This is a genomic window from Archangium primigenium, from assembly GCF_016904885.1.
Lineage (GTDB): Bacteria > Myxococcota > Myxococcia > Myxococcales > Myxococcaceae > Cystobacter > Cystobacter primigenius.
In genome coordinates this window covers 3,912,274-3,927,872 of the sequence record NZ_JADWYI010000001.1, presented here as the reverse complement: position 1 = coordinate 3,927,872, position 15,599 = coordinate 3,912,274, and the positions used below count along the sequence as shown (strand labels likewise).

14 protein-coding genes are annotated in these 15,599 nt (G+C 72.2%); 3 read left to right on the top strand and 11 right to left on the bottom strand.

Features of this window, described 5'->3' with window-relative positions; all coding sequences use genetic code 11:
- The first annotated feature begins 5 nt into the window (after positions 1 to 5).
- Entirely contained in the window at positions 6 to 968 is a 963-nt protein-coding gene (gene murQ, locus I3V78_RS16270) for an N-acetylmuramic acid 6-phosphate etherase (protein WP_204488981.1), read from the top strand.
- A 24-nt stretch (positions 969 to 992) separates the two neighbouring features.
- On the opposite strand, the gene I3V78_RS16265 is transcribed toward murQ, so the two are convergent.
- The 5 genes from I3V78_RS16265 to I3V78_RS16245 all read right to left on the bottom strand — a co-directional run bounded on the left by I3V78_RS16265 (position 993) and on the right by I3V78_RS16245 (position 7,052).
- On the bottom strand, positions 993 to 2,894 hold the full coding sequence (locus tag I3V78_RS16265) for a hypothetical protein (protein WP_204496968.1): 1,902 nt from the start codon (positions 2,892 to 2,894) through the stop codon (positions 993 to 995).
- A complete protein-coding gene (locus tag I3V78_RS16260; RefSeq protein WP_204488978.1) occupies positions 2,891 to 3,694 on the bottom strand; it encodes a hypothetical protein in 804 nt (267 codons plus the stop codon). The genes I3V78_RS16265 and I3V78_RS16260 overlap by 4 nt, the downstream gene beginning before the upstream one ends.
- Before the next feature lie 29 nt (positions 3,695 to 3,723).
- Positions 3,724 to 4,251 (bottom strand): GNAT family N-acetyltransferase, encoded by a 528-nt coding sequence (locus I3V78_RS16255; protein WP_204488976.1) that lies wholly within the window; start codon positions 4,249 to 4,251, stop codon positions 3,724 to 3,726.
- 65 nt (positions 4,252 to 4,316) lie between these two features.
- Positions 4,317 to 5,141, bottom strand: a complete 825-nt coding sequence (locus I3V78_RS16250; RefSeq protein WP_204488974.1) for a LysM peptidoglycan-binding domain-containing protein — start codon at positions 5,139 to 5,141, stop codon at positions 4,317 to 4,319.
- Positions 5,142 to 5,264: 123 nt separating this feature from the next.
- A complete protein-coding gene (locus I3V78_RS16245; RefSeq protein ID WP_204488972.1) occupies positions 5,265 to 7,052 on the bottom strand; it encodes a CotH kinase family protein in 1,788 nt (595 codons plus the stop codon).
- Positions 7,053 to 7,294: 242 nt separating this feature from the next.
- On the opposite strand from I3V78_RS16245, the gene I3V78_RS16240 reads away from it, so the two are divergent.
- A complete protein-coding gene (locus tag I3V78_RS16240) occupies positions 7,295 to 8,494 on the top strand; it encodes a hypothetical protein (protein WP_204488964.1) in 1,200 nt (399 codons plus the stop codon).
- 25 nt (positions 8,495 to 8,519) lie between these two features.
- Here the strand turns inward: I3V78_RS16240 and I3V78_RS16235 are convergent, their stop codons facing one another.
- Complete coding sequence (locus I3V78_RS16235) at positions 8,520 to 8,951, bottom strand: hypothetical protein (protein ID WP_204488962.1); 432 nt, start codon at positions 8,949 to 8,951, stop codon at positions 8,520 to 8,522.
- 75 nt (positions 8,952 to 9,026) lie between these two features.
- Positions 9,027 to 10,736, bottom strand: coding sequence for an acyclic terpene utilization AtuA family protein (locus tag I3V78_RS16230; protein ID WP_204488960.1), 1,710 nt, complete (start codon positions 10,734 to 10,736; stop codon positions 9,027 to 9,029).
- Positions 10,737 to 10,883: 147 nt separating this feature from the next.
- On the opposite strand from I3V78_RS16230, the gene ycaC reads away from it, so the two are divergent.
- Positions 10,884 to 11,531, top strand: coding sequence for an isochorismate family cysteine hydrolase YcaC (gene ycaC / locus I3V78_RS16225; protein ID WP_204488958.1), 648 nt, complete (start codon positions 10,884 to 10,886; stop codon positions 11,529 to 11,531).
- 22 nt (positions 11,532 to 11,553) lie between these two features.
- On the opposite strand, the gene I3V78_RS16220 is transcribed toward ycaC, so the two are convergent.
- Genes I3V78_RS16220 through I3V78_RS16205 form a run of 4 tightly spaced genes read right to left on the bottom strand, consistent with a single transcriptional unit; the run spans position 11,554 to position 15,589 of the window.
- Complete coding sequence (locus tag I3V78_RS16220) at positions 11,554 to 11,928, bottom strand: response regulator (RefSeq protein ID WP_204488955.1); 375 nt, start codon at positions 11,926 to 11,928, stop codon at positions 11,554 to 11,556.
- Positions 11,925 to 13,403, bottom strand: a complete 1,479-nt coding sequence (locus I3V78_RS16215; RefSeq protein WP_204488953.1) for a sensor histidine kinase — start codon at positions 13,401 to 13,403, stop codon at positions 11,925 to 11,927. Before I3V78_RS16215 ends, I3V78_RS16220 begins: the two co-directional genes overlap by 4 nt.
- A gap of 60 nt (positions 13,404 to 13,463) precedes the next feature.
- Positions 13,464 to 14,741 (bottom strand): chemotaxis protein CheB, encoded by a 1,278-nt coding sequence (locus tag I3V78_RS16210; protein ID WP_275583490.1) that lies wholly within the window; start codon positions 14,739 to 14,741, stop codon positions 13,464 to 13,466.
- 26 nt (positions 14,742 to 14,767) lie between these two features.
- Positions 14,768 to 15,589, bottom strand: a complete 822-nt coding sequence (locus I3V78_RS16205; protein ID WP_204488949.1) for an AraC family transcriptional regulator — start codon at positions 15,587 to 15,589, stop codon at positions 14,768 to 14,770.
- Positions 15,590 to 15,599 lie beyond the last annotated feature (10 nt).

Below are 15,599 nucleotides of genomic sequence, written 5' to 3'. Positions count from 1 at the left end.
AGGCCGTGGGCTCGCGGGAGGGAAGATCGCGTCCGGTTTCAAACGCGCTCCCCCCCAGCGAGCAGTTGCATCCCCGAGCGGAGGATCTCGACCTCGTCTCTCTCGAAGAGGTCATCCGCCGGTTGCATCGAGAAGACGCAGTGGCAGTCCGAGCGGTCCGCCCCGCGCTGAAGGAACTGGCGCGAGCGGCGCGGACCGTGGCGGAAGCGCTCCAGGCGGGTGGCCGCCTCCTCTATATCGGCGCGGGAACCAGTGGACGCCTCGGCGTGCTCGACGCGAGCGAGTGTCCGCCCACCTTCGGCGCCTCGCCCCGACAGGTCCAGGCGGTGATCGCCGGGGGCCGCCGGGCGATGACGCGGGCCGTGGAAGGCGCGGAGGACGACGCCCCGGCGGGCCATGCCGCGGTGCTCCGGCTCGGCGCGGGCCCGAAGGACGTGGTGTGTGGCATCTCCGCGAGCGCCAGGACGCCCTTCGTGAAGGGTGCCCTGGAGGCCGCGCGGGCCCGAGGCGCGCGCACCGTGCTCGTGTGCTGCAACGCGCCGGGCCCGGACGTGGCCGTGGATCACCTGCTGCGGGCCTCGACGGGACCAGAGCTCGTGGCGGGCAGCACGCGGCTCAAGGCGGGCACGGCGACGAAGCTCATCCTCAACGCCCTCACCACCACGGCCTTCATCGCCCTGGGCAAGGTCTACCGGGGGCGCATGGTGGACGTGCGCACGAGCAACCAGAAGCTGCGCGCGCGCGCGGCGCGCATGGTCGTGGAGCTGACGGACCTGGCGCCCGAGGCCGCCCAGCGGCTGCTCGAGGCGGCCGGCCATGAAGTGAAGCTCGCACTGGCCATGCACTACACGGGGCTGTCCGCGCCCGCGGCCCGGAAACGGCTCAAGCAGGCCTCCCTGCGCGCGCTCGGCCCCCGCACGCCGCGCTCCCAACCGCTCCCGTCCAAGCCGCGCCCCCCGAAGCCGTGAGCCCCGGGGGCGCCCCGCTCCGCGTCACGGACAGCGCAGCACGGGCGTGGAGGCGTTGCCGGTGTTGCGCTGGTCATGCTGCTGCTTGGGCCACGGTGCATCCGCGTCCAGGCCGGCGCTGTCCACCACGAGCGCGTGCAGCTCGTTGAACAGGGAGGCGTAGAGCACGCCGGGGCGGCCGGCGATGGGCACGCCCTGCTCATCCCGCGTGCAGTCGAGCACCGGCGGCGCGGTGTCCGTGAGCCGGGAGCCCCGCCAGGACCAGAGCCACTGGAGCGACAGGTCCGCGGCCGACCAGACGCCCACGACGCCCGACTGCATGGCGTAGACGAGCCCGCCCTGCCCCAGCGTGGGCGCCAGGTCGTTGCCCAGTCCCCGCTCCTTGGAGACCGTGGCCGAGCCACCACCCGTGGGCATGCGCACCAGCCGGCCCTCGCGCGCGTCCACGCCGAACAGCACGCCGCCCGCGCCCACGCTCGGCATGGAGACGGCGCCGCCCGCGTAGCGCATCACCGCGGTCTGCGGGCTCGTCGTGGACGTGGTGCTGATGCCGCCCGTGCTGGAGGTGCTCGAGGCGTCCCCCTCGCCCATGACGAGCACGTCCCCGTGAAAGGCCAGGCCGTTGGCCCCCGAGGCGCTCGCGGACATGACGGGCCAGCCCGCGCGGGGATAGAAGGAGTGGGTCTCGAAGCTCATCACCCGGGCGCTCGGACCGGAGAAGAAGAGGGCGTTGTCGCGGTACGCCAGGTTGCCCCGCTCCGAGGACTTGACGTCCCGCTGCACGAAGGCGCACGCGCTCGGACGGCTCGACGAGCCCGAGCCCAACGCGAGAATCGCGCCGGTGCTGCCGTACGTCACCGCGAAGGCGTTCTCCACGCCATTCGAGGTGCCGAGCACCGTGCTGTCGAACCAGAGTCCGTTGTTGAGCCGCGACGGGCATTGGCCCACGAGGCTCCGGCTCGCCAGATCGTAGACGTAGAGCTGGTGGCCGCTGTTCCCGTTGAGCTCCGCGTAGCTGCGCACGTACAGCAGCTCGCGGCCATCCGCCTGGACGCTCGGGATGGGCGCCCCCTCCCCCTGCAGCGGCGAGTTCCACAGCGCGCGGCCCGAGGGGCTCACCGCCACGACCTGGGTGTAATAGGTGGTGACGTACACCGTGCCGTTCGCGCCGATGCCGGGTGAGTCGTCCAGGCGGTTGGAGCCACTGCCCGACGAGCCGTCGAAGACGGAATAGGCCCACTTCCAGCGCGTCACCGGCAGGGCCTGCTCGAACACGGTGGGCACGCCCGTCGCGGTGCGCGCCGTCACCACGAGCGTGAGCGAGCCTCGCGCGGCATCCATCCGCGGCTTCCACAGCGGCAGCGTCGCCCGGACGCACTGGCGCGCCGCGCAGCCCGACGTGTAGGGCACGCCGTCCACCGTCACCGACCGCCCGTCCGTGCCCTTCAGCTCGAACACGACCGGCGCGGACGCGCTCGTGCGCGCCTCCACGACCACCTGCTGATCCCGCTTCCACGCCGGGGACAGCGCCCGGCCGTCCGACCCCAGCTCCGTGTACGTCGTCCGGCCCGACGCGGGCGGGTTGCTCGGCGGGCTGGGCACGCTGACCGCGAGCGTGGGGGGTGACTCTTCCCCGGGCTCGGGTTGAGGCCCGGGTCCCGCATCCGGCTGTGGCTCGGTTCCCGCGTCGGGCTCCGGCTGCGGCCCGGTTCCCGCATCGGGCTCCGGCTGCGGCCCCGGCCCGGGAGGCGTCCCCGGCTCGGGCTCAGCGCCCGGGGGCACGCACTGGCCCGAGACACAGACGTAGCCCGGGGCACATGCGCTCGTGCTGTCACACGGGAAGGACCCCAGCGACGCCAACTCCGGCACGGTGCACGCCAGTCCGCCCCACATCACCCACGCCAGCACGCCAAGAACACGCCTCATGGCACCTCTCCAGTCGAGGGCGTCTCGGCGGACCCCTCATGCAGCCACCACGACACGAGCGCGCCCACGGCGGCGACTCCCGCGCCCACCCACAAGACATTGGCCACGCGCGCACTGCCCCGTGCCTCGTCCAGCCGCTGCGCGGCCTCGGACTGCTGGGAGGCCCCGCGCGCGGCGGCCACCTGGGAGCGGGACATCCCCCCGAAGTATCCGCCCACGCCCCCCGCCACCACGCCCGTGCCCAGCAGCACCCAGGGCAACACGGGCCGGCGCGAGACCCGTGCCTCCACCTGGGGCGTGAGCGACGGCGGGGGCGACTCCAGCGCGGGCGTCAGGGAGGGCGCGACGGTCTGCTCCGGTCGATCGCCGGCCGGGGCCACGTCGGGCGGGACCTCGGCCCGCGGCTCCCGGCTCCGCGCGCTCCCCAGCTCCCGGCGCACGCGGGCACGCACGGCCTCCACCTCCCGCTTCACCTTGGGCGACACCATCAGGGGCAGCGTGGCCTCCGGGTCCTTCAGCAACCCGTCCCGGAAGGCGTTCCGGGCCCGCTCCCAGCGGCCCAGGTTCGCCAGCACGATGCCCTCATGCAGGGAGACCCGCACCTGCTCACCGGACTGCCGCGCCAGGCTCTGGCACTGCTCCAGCTGGGCGAGCGCGTGCTCGTATTCGAGGCTCTCGTAGAGTCGGACCGCCTGCGCGAGGCAGCCGTCGAAGTCGTCGGCGGCCCGGCCAGGCGGCGCCACGAGGCACATGCAGAGCGCCACGACCCCGAGGGGCCCGCGCCAGATCGAAGGAAACATGGGAACCCGATGATACCTCGTCCCCCTTCTCAGCCGCGCCGCAGGATGAACTCCCGGTCCCGGACCCGACCCACCGGGAACTCGTACTCGCCCACGTGCTGGAAGCCGTACCGGGCGTAGAAGCGCCGCGCCCGCACGTTGCCGGACCACACGCCAATCCACAGCCGCCGCCCTCCCTGGGGATCCAACCAGGCGAGCACCGTGTCCATCAGCCGGGGCGCCAGCCCCAGGCCTTGCAGCTCCCGCTGGAGGTAGAAGCTCTTCAGCTCGCGCTCTCCGGGCCGGGCCTCGGGGTGCGGCAGGCCATTGTTCCCCGCCGAGGCGTACCCGAGCGCCCGGGTGCCGCGCTCGACCAGCCAGAGGCGCCGGGAAGGGTCGACGAGCGCGCGCGCGAAGACCTCGGGGGCGTAGGACGCCTCGAGGAAGTGCGCCAGGTCCTCCTCGGGATACGGCAGACCGAAGTCCGCCACGAATGTCTCCACGAACGTCGTCCGGGCGAGCACGGAGAGCGTCTCCGCATCGTCCGGCCGTGCCACGCGGATCACGAGGTCGTCCATGCCCCGCATACAGCCCAGACGCCCCGCGAGTTCAAGCGGAAGTCCGGGCCGGGGTTACCGTACGACTAGCGCAGCGTGTTCAGCGCGCGGCGGTAGTAGGCCTCGCGGTCGGCCAGGCCGTTGTAGCCACCGTTCACGCGCTTGGTGATGCCGCGGAAGTCGCCCTTGTCGGCCAGGGAGTTGAGGTTGCGGCTGTTCCAGAACCAGGCGGCGGTGCGGAAGCCCACCTCGGGGCTGGCGGCCTGACGGGGATTGTTCTCCAGGTCCAGGCCCAGGGCCTTGCCCGCGGCGCGGTAGTTGGCGCGGCCGGTGAGCTGGATGGGGCCACGGCCCTTGAAGCGCGTGCCGTCACCCGGCTGGGTATTGCCCAGATCCCGACGGCCCTCGTACGCCGCGCCCGAGGCGATCTCCTCCATGTAGCGCAGCCCGCCGCTCTCGTGGCCCAGCTGCGCGAGGAACGCGGCCTGACGCTGCGGCGTGTTGATGCCAGCCTCGGACATGGCGCGGTTGATGTGCGGCAGGTACTGGTCGGCCTTGGCCTGCGACAGGGTGGGCATGATCTGCCGCAGCTGCGCGGACGTCACGCCCTTGCCTGGCGCCGCGTTGCCCGGGGCCGCCACCGGCGCCGCGCCCGTGGCGCCACCCGCCGCCGGAGCCCGACCCGCGCCGCCCGCCGCCGGCGTCCGGCCCGCCGCCGGAGCCCGACCCGCGCCGCCCGTGGGACGCGCCTCGAAGCTGTCGCGCGAACCGGGGATCTCCAGCTTGCGCCCGGCGATGATGCGGTCCGGGTTCTTGATACCGTTGACCTTGGCCAGCGCGCCCACCGACGTGTTGAACTTCTTGGCGAGCGCCGACAGCGTGTCACCACGACGGATGGTGTGCAGGGCCATGAGCAGGATTCCCGGGCGAAGGGTAGGAAGAGAAGAGGTCGAGTAGGACTCTCTCCTCCATTCTCGCCGGGGAAGAATTCGAGTTGCGTGTTCTCACAAGGAAAGAGACCACGCGATGCGTCATCAGCGCCGCCAGCGCGCGAAGTCCTCGCCGCCCGGGGTCTTGCGCCCGTAGGCCATGTCCGCGGACGCCGGCCCGAAGTAGACGATGTCCACGGGGCCGTACACGAGCGCCACGCCCGTGGCCGAGCGGATGTTGCCGTTGAACAGGCCCACCTCGCCGCCCTCGGTCGCGGACAAGGTGAAGGGCAGGTGGAGCGCGCCCTTGGTGGGTGAACCATCCGCCAGCAGGCGCAGGCGCTCGCCCGGCGCCAGGGTGAGGGTGGGCAGGCGGAAGCGCGACAGGGCGCGCAGGTCATTCGTCAGCTCGTGGCCCGCGAGCGACACCGGCGCGCTGCCCCGGTTGTACAGCTCCACGTAGCCCGTGCTGCCCGCGGCGACCTCCTGGATGACCAGGTCCCCGCCCCCGTGCGCCCGGAGCGCGCGCAGGGTGCCGAGCAGGAACGCGCGGCGCTGGCGCACGTAGGTCTTCAGGAAGTCCCGCGAGCGCACCATGTGCTCGACCGAGACGTAGGGATCCTTGCGCAACTCGGGCTCCACCACGGCCCACAGCGCGTCGATGTGGGCCAGGGCCTTGGACTCGGAGAAGGGACCGGCGAGCGCGGTCTCCAGCTTGTCGATCATCCGCGCGCGCAGGGCCGGCCGGTCCCAGAGGCGCGTGTTGAGCACGTTCCACGTGGGGCGGTGCACCGGCCGCTCCTTCACGCGCTGCTCGTACAGCTTCTGCACCATCGGATCGTACAGGCTGAAGGCCTGGGGCCAGCGGTCGGTGATGGGCGGATCCGTGGGGGCCCACGTGCGCCAGTGCAGCATGAGCGCGTTGTTCAAATCCCACGGCGCGTACTGCCACCGGTCCCGGGCCGTCTCGTGGATCCAATAGCCGCGCGCGTCCTCGATGTAGTTGTTCGAGATGAGCATGTCCGCGGCGAGGTTGCCCAGGTAGGCGTCCACGTCCACCGAGCGCGCCAGCTTCGCCTCGAAGTCCGCGTCGTCGCTGCGGTTGACCCACGCGAGCAGCGCATCCAGGTCCCCCCGGCCGGTGGACTCCTGGCTCTTCTTCTCGAAGTCCGTCTGGTGCGCGCCCGACTGGAGCGTCAGCTCGCAGTTGCGGTGGCCGCAGCGGTAGATGGCCGCCTTCTTCTCCAGGCCCCGCGCCTCCAGGTACTCCTTCCCCACGTGCTCCATGTCCAGGTAGAGCCCGTTGTGCTGGCCGTTGATGCTCACGCGCACGTAGCGGGCGCTCGGCACGGGCAGCCCCAGGGCGGTGTACAGGTCCACCGCGAACTTCTCCGTGAGCTTGCCGCTGTCGTACCAGCTCGCGAGCAGCTCGAAGTGATCCCGGTCATCCAGGTCGTGGCCCGCGTCCAGCTCCACCTTGAAGCTCTTCTGCGGCAGGTCGCGCGTGCTGGCCCCGCGGTAGCGCACCCGGGCCGGCGCCGACTGGCCATCGAGCACCACCACCGCGGGCACCTTCTCCTCGGACTCGGGGTTGGCGTCCAGGCGCGCCAGGTCCTCCGGCTTGATGCGCAGCTCCAGCACGGGCACCCGCGACTGCACGCGGGGATAGGCGCCGCGCGCGGGCTGTCCTTCCCCGGGCACGCTCCCGCCCTCCTCCACGGCGGGCGGCGGCTCCTCCACGGGCGCGGGCTGCGCGGGGGCGGGCGTCGGCGGAGTGGACACCGCCCCTCCGGAGGTGACGTCGGTCGGCATCGACAGGGTCGAGTCCGTCTCGGGACCACACGCCAGCAACCCCACCGTCAGCAGCCCACACAGACCTTGCCATCGCGCCATGGAACCCTCCGTCCGAAAGTCGCGTCCCACTGTGCAGAAGCCATGCCCCACGGTGTGTCCGCTGGAGGAACGCCCAGACCCCTTCCGGCGCGCGTTCGTGCCCATTTCCCGCCCAGGGTGGGAAACGCGCTTCCCACGATGGCGACGCCAATCCCCACGAAGGCGAAGCATCGGCCACACACGGAGAAGCGGACGTCCTATGCTCGCGCTCCCGTCCCACCGGGTCCGCCCAGGAGACATGCATGGAACCCGACATCCGGCCCGCCTCCCGAACCCCCTCCCGCGGGGTCACCTGGGTGGCGCTGCTCGCGATGCTGACGAGCGGCTGCCTGGGTCACCTCTACGAGGTCCCGCGCTCGGAGATGGAGCGGATCGTGCGCACCTCGCCGCAGGAGCGCGGCCGGCAGGTGTACGCCATCCAGCAGTTCATCACCGCCACGGACCCCGAGCCCGCGCCCGCCTGGGCCCCGCCGCTCGAGTCCCCCCCCGTGGGCTACCTCGTCACCGACCACGGGCACTGGGTGCCGTCGTTCTACCTGGAGTCCTACGGCGCGCCCTACTACCAGCCCCCGCCCTACTCCCGGCCGCCGCCCACCTCGCCGGACTTGCCCTCGGGCGGGAGCATCCACGGCGCCTCCCCCGTGCCCGATGGCGCGCCGAGCAGCGCCCGGAGCTCCTCGGGAGGAGGTTCCTCGGGCGGCTCGCTCGGCAGTCTCCAGGGCCTCGACCGGCTCCTGGCGCTCGCCGTGGTCGTCGGCGTGGTGGTGGGCGTGAGCCTGGCCATCACCGAGGGCGCGCGCTACGAGGGCTCGGTCGCGGTGCACCCCAAGCACCCGGTGCACCTCATCTCCACGCGGGGCCCGCAGCGCACCGTGCCGCTGGACGAGCTGGTGCCCGCGGACCTGGAGCACCTGTCGGAGGCGATGATCTCGGGCGCGGAGGGCGCGGGCATGTGGCTCAACGGCTCGGCGCCCCTCAACCGCCAGGGCTTCACGTACCAGTTCGGCGCGGGCAACGACAGCCTCGCGCTGCCCGGCGGACAGACCCTGCGCGACGTGGGCTTCCGCTTCGCGCTCGGCTACTTCCCCCACCGGAAGTTCGGCCTGCTCGCCGACACCCGGCTCCAGTTCGGCGCGGATGGGTCCAGCGCCTACTACAACGCGCGTCTGGGGCTGGAGGCCCAGTGGTACCCGCTCTCGCTCTGGCGGCTGCACCTGGGCCCCTTCGTGGGCGGCGGCCGGGCCTGGTCCGCCACCGAGGGCGGGGGCCGGCCCTCCACCTCCGCGTCCCGGCCCTACGTGTCCTTTGGCGCCCTGGCGGAGTTCGATCTCACCACGCGCCTGGGCCTCACGTTCCGCTGGACCCAGGACTGGCTGCCCCACTCCCGCCCCGAGCTCAACGGCTTCGTGCACTCGTGGTCGCTCGGGCTCTCCATCTACTGAGCCCGAGGACCCAAGTCCGGCCGTCCTAGAAGACGTCGTTGAACGCGGTGATGGTGGTCGTCAGCTGGTAGTTGCCGTTGTCCACGTTGATGGTGAAGGGCTTGCCGGGCGCGCTGGTGTAACCCGAGGACCAGCCCTGGCACTGCCCGCAGAGCAGCACGCCATCGCGGCTGACGTTCCAGAAGCCGTTGAGCCGGCCGGCCGAGGACGCGGGCGACACCGAGACGAGCTGGAACTCGTACAGCCCCGAGGCGGTCCGCGCCCGCGCGTACCCGAAGCCGTAGGCCGTGTTCACGGTCCAGCTCGACGAGGCCTTCGCCTCCGACACGGACTGGGCCTTGCCCAGCGCGCTCAGCGACGCGGGCGTGCCCGCCCAGGTGTTGTAGACGCTCGCGGCGGGGGCCAGGGAGGGCATGAGCAGGGCGGCGAGGACAGGCAGGAGACGGCGGCTCGACATGGGCGGACTCCAGTGCGGGAAGAAACGGCGAGCATCATCGGAAGGCGCTCGTGCCCTTGTCAACGGATTCCCGGTTTAAGCGGTTACATCGGAAAGAATGGCCTCGGGCACGTCGACGTGGCGGGCGCGGAGCCATTCCCCCAGCGCCTTGCCCTGGGGATCGAAGCGCGTCGAGGACGACACCCCTTCTCCGAGCAGGCCGTCGATCACGAAGTTGAGCCCGCGCAGCTGGGGAAAGAGGTGGCGCTCGACGGGGAGGGACTGGACCTCGGGGAGCAGCGCGCGCAGCCGCTCCGGGGTGAGCGTGTGCGCCAGCCAGCGCCAGGCCGCGTCCGTGCGGACCCAGAGGCCGATGTTCGCGGTGCCGCCCTTGTCCCCACTGCGCGCGGCGGCGATCCGGCCCAGGGGCACGCGGCGCACGGGCCCCGGGGACGGGGGCGCGGGCAGCGGCGCGGGCGCCACCTCCGCCAGGGCGAGCGTCCGCGCGGCGGGGGCGATGGCCACGCGCGTGCCGTCGGGCAGCACGGCCACGTGCTCGACGAGCGCCGCGTCGACATAGGCCGGGGTGTAGACGCCATAGGGCATGCCGTCCGTGGGCGGCGTGGTCAGGGTGAAGCCGGGGTAGCTCGCCAGGGCCAGCTCGATGGCCGCCCCGCTGAAGGCGCGCCCCACCCGCTTCTCGTCCGGATCCTTCGCCACGACACGCAGGAACGCGGCGGCCTGCTCCTCGGTGGGCGCGTCCTCCCGGTCCGTGCGCACGAGCGTCCAGCGCAGCTCGCGCGGCGGCGTGGGCAGGGCGGCCTCCAGCTGCTCGCGCACCAGCCGGGCCTTGGCCTCGATGTCCAACCCCACGAGCACGAAGGTCGTCTCGTTGCGGAAGCCCCCGAGCCGGTTGAGGCAGACCTTCAGCGTGGGCGGAGGCGGCTCGCCGCGCACGCCACAGATGCGCACGCGATCCTTCCCGGCCTCGGCGAGCTCCACCGAGTCGAAGCGCGCCGTCACGTCGGGCCCCGCGTACCGGGCGCCCCCCACCTCGTACAACAGCTGCGCGAGCACCGTGTCCACGGACACCGCGCCGCCCGTGCCCGCGTGCTTGGTGATGACCGACGAGCCGTCCGCGTACAGCTCCGCGAGCGGGAAGCCGGGGCGGCGCGCGTCGAGCTCCGTGAAGAAGGCGTAGTTGCCGCCCGTGGCCTGGGCCCCGCACTCGAGCACGTGGCCCGCGACCATGGCGCCCGCGAGGCCATCCCAGTCCTCGCGCCCCCAGCCGAAGTGCGCCGCCGCCGGTCCCACGACGAGCGAGGCATCCGTGACGCGCCCGGTGACGACGATGTCGGCGCCCGCGCGCAGGCACTCGGCGATGCCCCACGCCCCCAGGTAGGCATTGGCCGTGAGCGGTGAGCCCAGCCCGAGCGCTCCAGCGCGCGCCAGCAACTCGTCGCCCTCCACATGCGCCACCCGCACGGGCAGCCCCAACCGGGTGGCCAGGGCCCGCAGCGCCGCCGCGAGGCCCGCGGGATTCAATCCCCCCGCGTTGGTGACGATCCGCACCCGCTTCTCCACCGCCAGGGCCAGACACTGCTCCATCTGCCGCAGGAAGGTCCTCGCGTAGCCCGCGGTGGGGTCCTTCATCCGATCCCGGCCGAGGATGAGCATCGTGAGCTCGGCGAGATAGTCCCCCGTGAGCACATCCAGCGCCCCGCCCTCGAGCATCTCGCGGAAGGCGGAGAAGCGGTCGCCATAGAAACCCGAGGCATTGCCGATGCGCAGTGGAGAGGGGCTCATGCGCGAGACATAGCACCGCGCCGCATTGTCCCATTCATGGAACAAAGAGTGCGGCGGCCACGCCCTTATGGAAGAAGCTCCCGGAAGCTATACCGCTTTCACACCCGACGCCGTCCACGGACGGCGCCCCAACCCCCGGAGCATTTCATGGGCAAGCCCTACAGCCGCCTCGACCTCAACAACGCCGTCGTCCTGCTGGTGGATCACCAGGCCGGACTCATGTCCCTGGTGCGCGACTTCAACCCGGATCAGTTCAAGAACAACGTGCTCGCCCTGGCCGACCTGGCCGCCTACTTCCAGCTGCCCACCATCCTGACGACCAGCTTCGAGGACGGCCCCAACGGCCCGCTCATGCCGGAGCTCAAGGAGAAGTTCCCCCAGGCGCCGTTCATCCCGCGCCCCGGGCAGATCAACGCCTGGGACAACGCGGACTTCGTCCAGGCGGTGAAGGCCACCGGGCGCAAGCAGCTCATCCTCGCGGGCGTGGTGACCGAGGTGTGCGTGGCCTTCCCGGCCCTGTCCGCCATGGCGGAGGACTTCGAGGTGTTCGTCGTGACGGATGCCTCGGGCACCTTCAACGACGTCTCCCGCCACGCGTCCTGGAACCGCATGGCCGAGGCGGGCGCCCAGCTGATGACGTGGTTCGCCGTGGCTTGCGAGCTGCACCGCGACTGGCGCCGGGACGTGGAGGGCCTGGGCACGCTCCTGTCCAACCACATCCCCGACTACCGCAACCTCATCACCAGCTACAACACGTTCAAGGCCGCCCACGCTCCGGCGAAGTCCACCCCGTGAGCGCGCGAGTCGACGGGCGCGCTCAGGCGGATGCGCCGAAGAGCGCCGCGGCGACGGTGTCCAGGTCGAGGGGCTTGGTGCACAGGGGTACGTCCCGGAAGCGCTCCGGGATGAACTCCGGCTCGAAGCCGGAGACGAAGACGAACGGAATGGCGCGGGCCCGGAGCGCCTCGGCGACGGGATAGACGAGCCCGTCCCAGAGCCGGATGTCCAGCAGCGCCCCGTCCAATCGGGCCGTGCCCTCGAGCAGCCGGAGCGCCCGCCGCACGTCGGGGACCGGCCCGAGCATCGTGGCGCCGCGGCGCTCCAACTCCTCCGCCAGCTCCAGCACGACCAGGTACTCGTCCTCCACGACGAGCAGGACCCGGCCGGAGAGCGGGTCTCCGGGCGCGCTCACGGGCCGGCCTCGCCCAGGGGCAGCTCGATGGTGCAGCGCACGCCGTCCTCGCGGATGTCCAGCCGCGTCCGTGCATCCAGCTCGTAGGGAAGCGCCTGCTCGATGAGCTCCCGGCCAAAGCCCCGCGCCGCGTCGCGCCGCGGGGAGGGCGCCACGGCCCCGGTCTCCACCCACTCGAGGAAGAGCGTCGCGCTGTCGCGCAGGCCCCAGGTGACGAGGACCCGACCTCGCCTGTCCGCGCCCAGCGCGCCGTGCTTCACCGCGTTCGTCGCGAGCTCGTGCAGCGCGAGGGAGAACGTCCGCACGGCGCGTCCCGGGAGCGTCACGTCCGGACCGTCGAGGACGAGCCGGTCCGAGACGCCGTGCGCCGTGGCGCCCAGCTCCAGCTCCACCAACTCCCGGACGGTCACGGCGGGCAGCTCCGCGCGGGACAGCAGGCCATGCACGCGCGAGAGCGCGGCGAGCCGGTCGGTGATGCGCGTCTCGGCCTCCCCGAGGGAGCGCGCGGCGCGCAACGACTGGACGACGAGGGAGCGCACGACGGCGAGCAGGTTGCGCGAGCGGTGTTGAATCTCCGCGACGAGCACCCGCCGCACCCGATCCACCTGGACGAGGGCCTCGGCGCGCTCGCGCTCCCGCTCGGCCTCCTTGCGCGCCGTGATGTCCGCCGCCAGGCCGAACCATTCCACCACCTCGCCCTTCTCGTCGAGCAGGGGGAACGCGCGCGACAGCGTCCAGCCCACGCTCCCGTCGGCATGGCGCACGCGGTGCTCCAGCTCGAACGGGGTGCGGTTCCGGATGGCCTCGTCGATCCGGGCCATCACCCACGGCCGGTCCTCGGGCAGAAGGTACGTGTCCTCCCACAAGGGACTGGGCGCATGGGTGTCGGAGAGGATGCCCTTGCCCCGCATCTCGCGCATCTCGCGCCAGTCGGGACTCATCCGGTAGAGGGAGTCCGAGGTGCTCATCACCAGCGCGCGGAAGCGCGCCTCGCTCTCGCGCAGCTCCGCCGCCGCGCGCAGACTCTCGGTCGTCTCCACCAGGGTGACCAGTACCCCGGCGATGGTGCCGGTCTCGTCCCGCAGGGGACTGTAGGACAGCGACAACCAGACATTCTCCAGGAGGCCGTTGCGCATGAGCGGATAGAGCGCGTCCTCGAACGAGAGGGATTCTCCCTGGAGCACCCGCGCGTAGATGGGCGCGTTGATGTGCCACACCTCTGGCCAGCACACCTGGGTGGCCTGGCCCAGGCCCGCCGGATGCTTGAGGCCCATGATGTCCCGGTAGCCATCGTTGTAGAGCTGGATGAGGTCGGGGCCCCACAGCGCGATCATGGGAAAGCCATTGGCCAGCAGCATGTCCACGAGGGTCCGCAGGGCGCCGGGCCAGTGCGTCGAGGGCCCCAGGGGCGTGGCCGTCCAGTCGTGTTCACGGATGCGCCGGGCCATCTCGCTCGGGCCCAGGGGCCATGACATGGCGGTGGTCACCCGGGGCGCGTCCCGGCGCGAGCCCGCGTCCGGGCGGGAGGCGCTCCGCTACGTGTCGTCCTCACGGGCCTTTTCCTCCGCGCCAGGTCCTGGCGGCGCCTGATCGTGCAGCATCCGTCGCGCGGCACCCGTGCGGAGCGCCGAGCGGGCGATGCATTCATGGGTGCTCCGGATGGCCTCGTAGGACTTCGTGAGGCTCTGGCCCGCGGAGGCCGCCCGCAGCGCCTGCGACCGCATGAGCAGGTTGCGCGAGTCCTTGAGCGAATCCGCGCTGAAGCCGCCGCGGGGCGCGGCCACGGTCGCATCGCGGGGCGGAAACCAGCGCAGGCGCAAGGCACGCCGCAGCGCCGCGCCGAGCGTGCGCGTGTCATAGGGTTTCTGGATCCGGAGCGCGCCCGCCCAGGCCTCGGGGAGGATGTCCCCGCCATACCCCGTCGCGAAGACGAACGGCACCGAGTCCCACGCGAGCTCCATGGCGAGCGGCAGCACCCGCTCCCCTCGCAGATCCACGTCCAGCACCGCGCAGTCCAGCCGTCCGCGCTCCCGCTCCAGCAGATGCAGGCCGACATCCAGGTCCCCCACCGGGCCCACCACGTCGCAGCCCAGCCCGTGGAGCATGCCGACGACCTCGGAGGCGATGAGGTAGTCGTCCTCGGCCAGGAAGACCCGCAGGCCCCTCAATGCCGGGGATGCGGGGGGCGCGCCCGCTCGCGGCGCCCGCGTCCGCGCCGGACCGCGCGTCGTCTCCCGCTCCCGCACGAGCCGGGCCACGATGGGGCCCAACTGGGCCGCGGGGACACAGGCATCGGGCGTCACCCGGGCGAGCGCGCTCAACGGCATCATCGCGAGCCTCGCGTCCTCGGGCGCTTGGATCAGCGCGCGGCCTCCGGCGGTCTGGATCTCGGCGAGCCCCGCCGCGGCGTCCTGACCGCCCCCCGACAAGACGATTCCGATGCACCGCGCACCAAACGCCCGCGCGGCGGAGCGGAAGAGCACGTCCGCCGCGGGCCGCATGAGGTGCTCCTTCGCCTCCACCGTCAACCGCAGTTCCCGGCCCTGGACGACGAGGTGCCGGTCCGGAGGCGCGACGAGGATCATCCCCCGCGCGAGCGGCTGGCCCTCGTCCGCATAGGCGGCGGGAAGAGGGCCCGCCGCCGAGAGCAGCGTGGGCAACCGGCGCTGGCTGATGGGCGAGGTGTGACTCACGACGAGCACGGCCGCGGGCAGGTCGGCCGGCAGCGCCGAGACCAGCGCACAGAGCGCCGGCAAGCCTCCGGATGAGCTGGCGATCACCACGAGCCATGTAGGAGCGAGTTCGCGGCGCATGAGACAATGTAGCCACGCGCGGGGTCTCAGTCACCCTCACCCGCACGCGCGCGGTCGAGCCTCCGTGTGATGTAGCGCGCGGGCGAGGTGCCCAGGGCCTTGCGGAACATGGTCACGAAGCTGCTCGCGCTCTCGTAACCCAGGTCGAGCGCCACGCTCTGGACCGAGGCGCCCCGTGTGAGCCATTGCAGCGCCAAGATGATGTGCAGCCGTTGGCGCCAGCGGCCGAAGCTCATGCCCGTCTCACGGACGAGCAGGCGGTTCAAGGTCCGCGCCCCCATGCCCATCCGCCGGGCCCACGCGTCCAGCGTCGCGCCGTCCGCGGGTTGGACGGTGAGGGCCTCCACGAGCTTGCGCAGCCGCGCCTCCGTGGGCATGGGCAGCCTCAAGTCCTCCACCTGGGCCGCCGCCAGCTCGTCGAGCAGCACCGTGACCAGCCGGGCCTCCTTGCCGTCGAGCGGATACAGCACCGGCAGGCCCGCGGCGCGAAAGAGCAGCTCGCGCAGCAGCGGGCTGACCACGACCGAGCAGCACGCTCCGGGCAGGGTCTTCACCGCGTCCGGCTCCACGAACAACGAGAACCCCTCGAACGGGGCCCGGACCTTGATGCGGTGGGACGTGCCCCCGGGAATCCACAGGGCCGACTGGGGCGGCACGAGCCACAGGGCGTTGGACGCCTCGCACGTCATCTCGCCCCGGTGCATGAAGAACAGCTGCGCCTTGCGGTGGGCGTGGAAGCTCAGCTCGTGATCGCCGCTCATGCGCCGCATCCCGGCCACCAGCACGGGCCGGGGCACCTCGTCCGGGTCGACGTCGAGGGGGTCGAGGGAATCCTCGGAGAGGAACATGCAAGGCCGC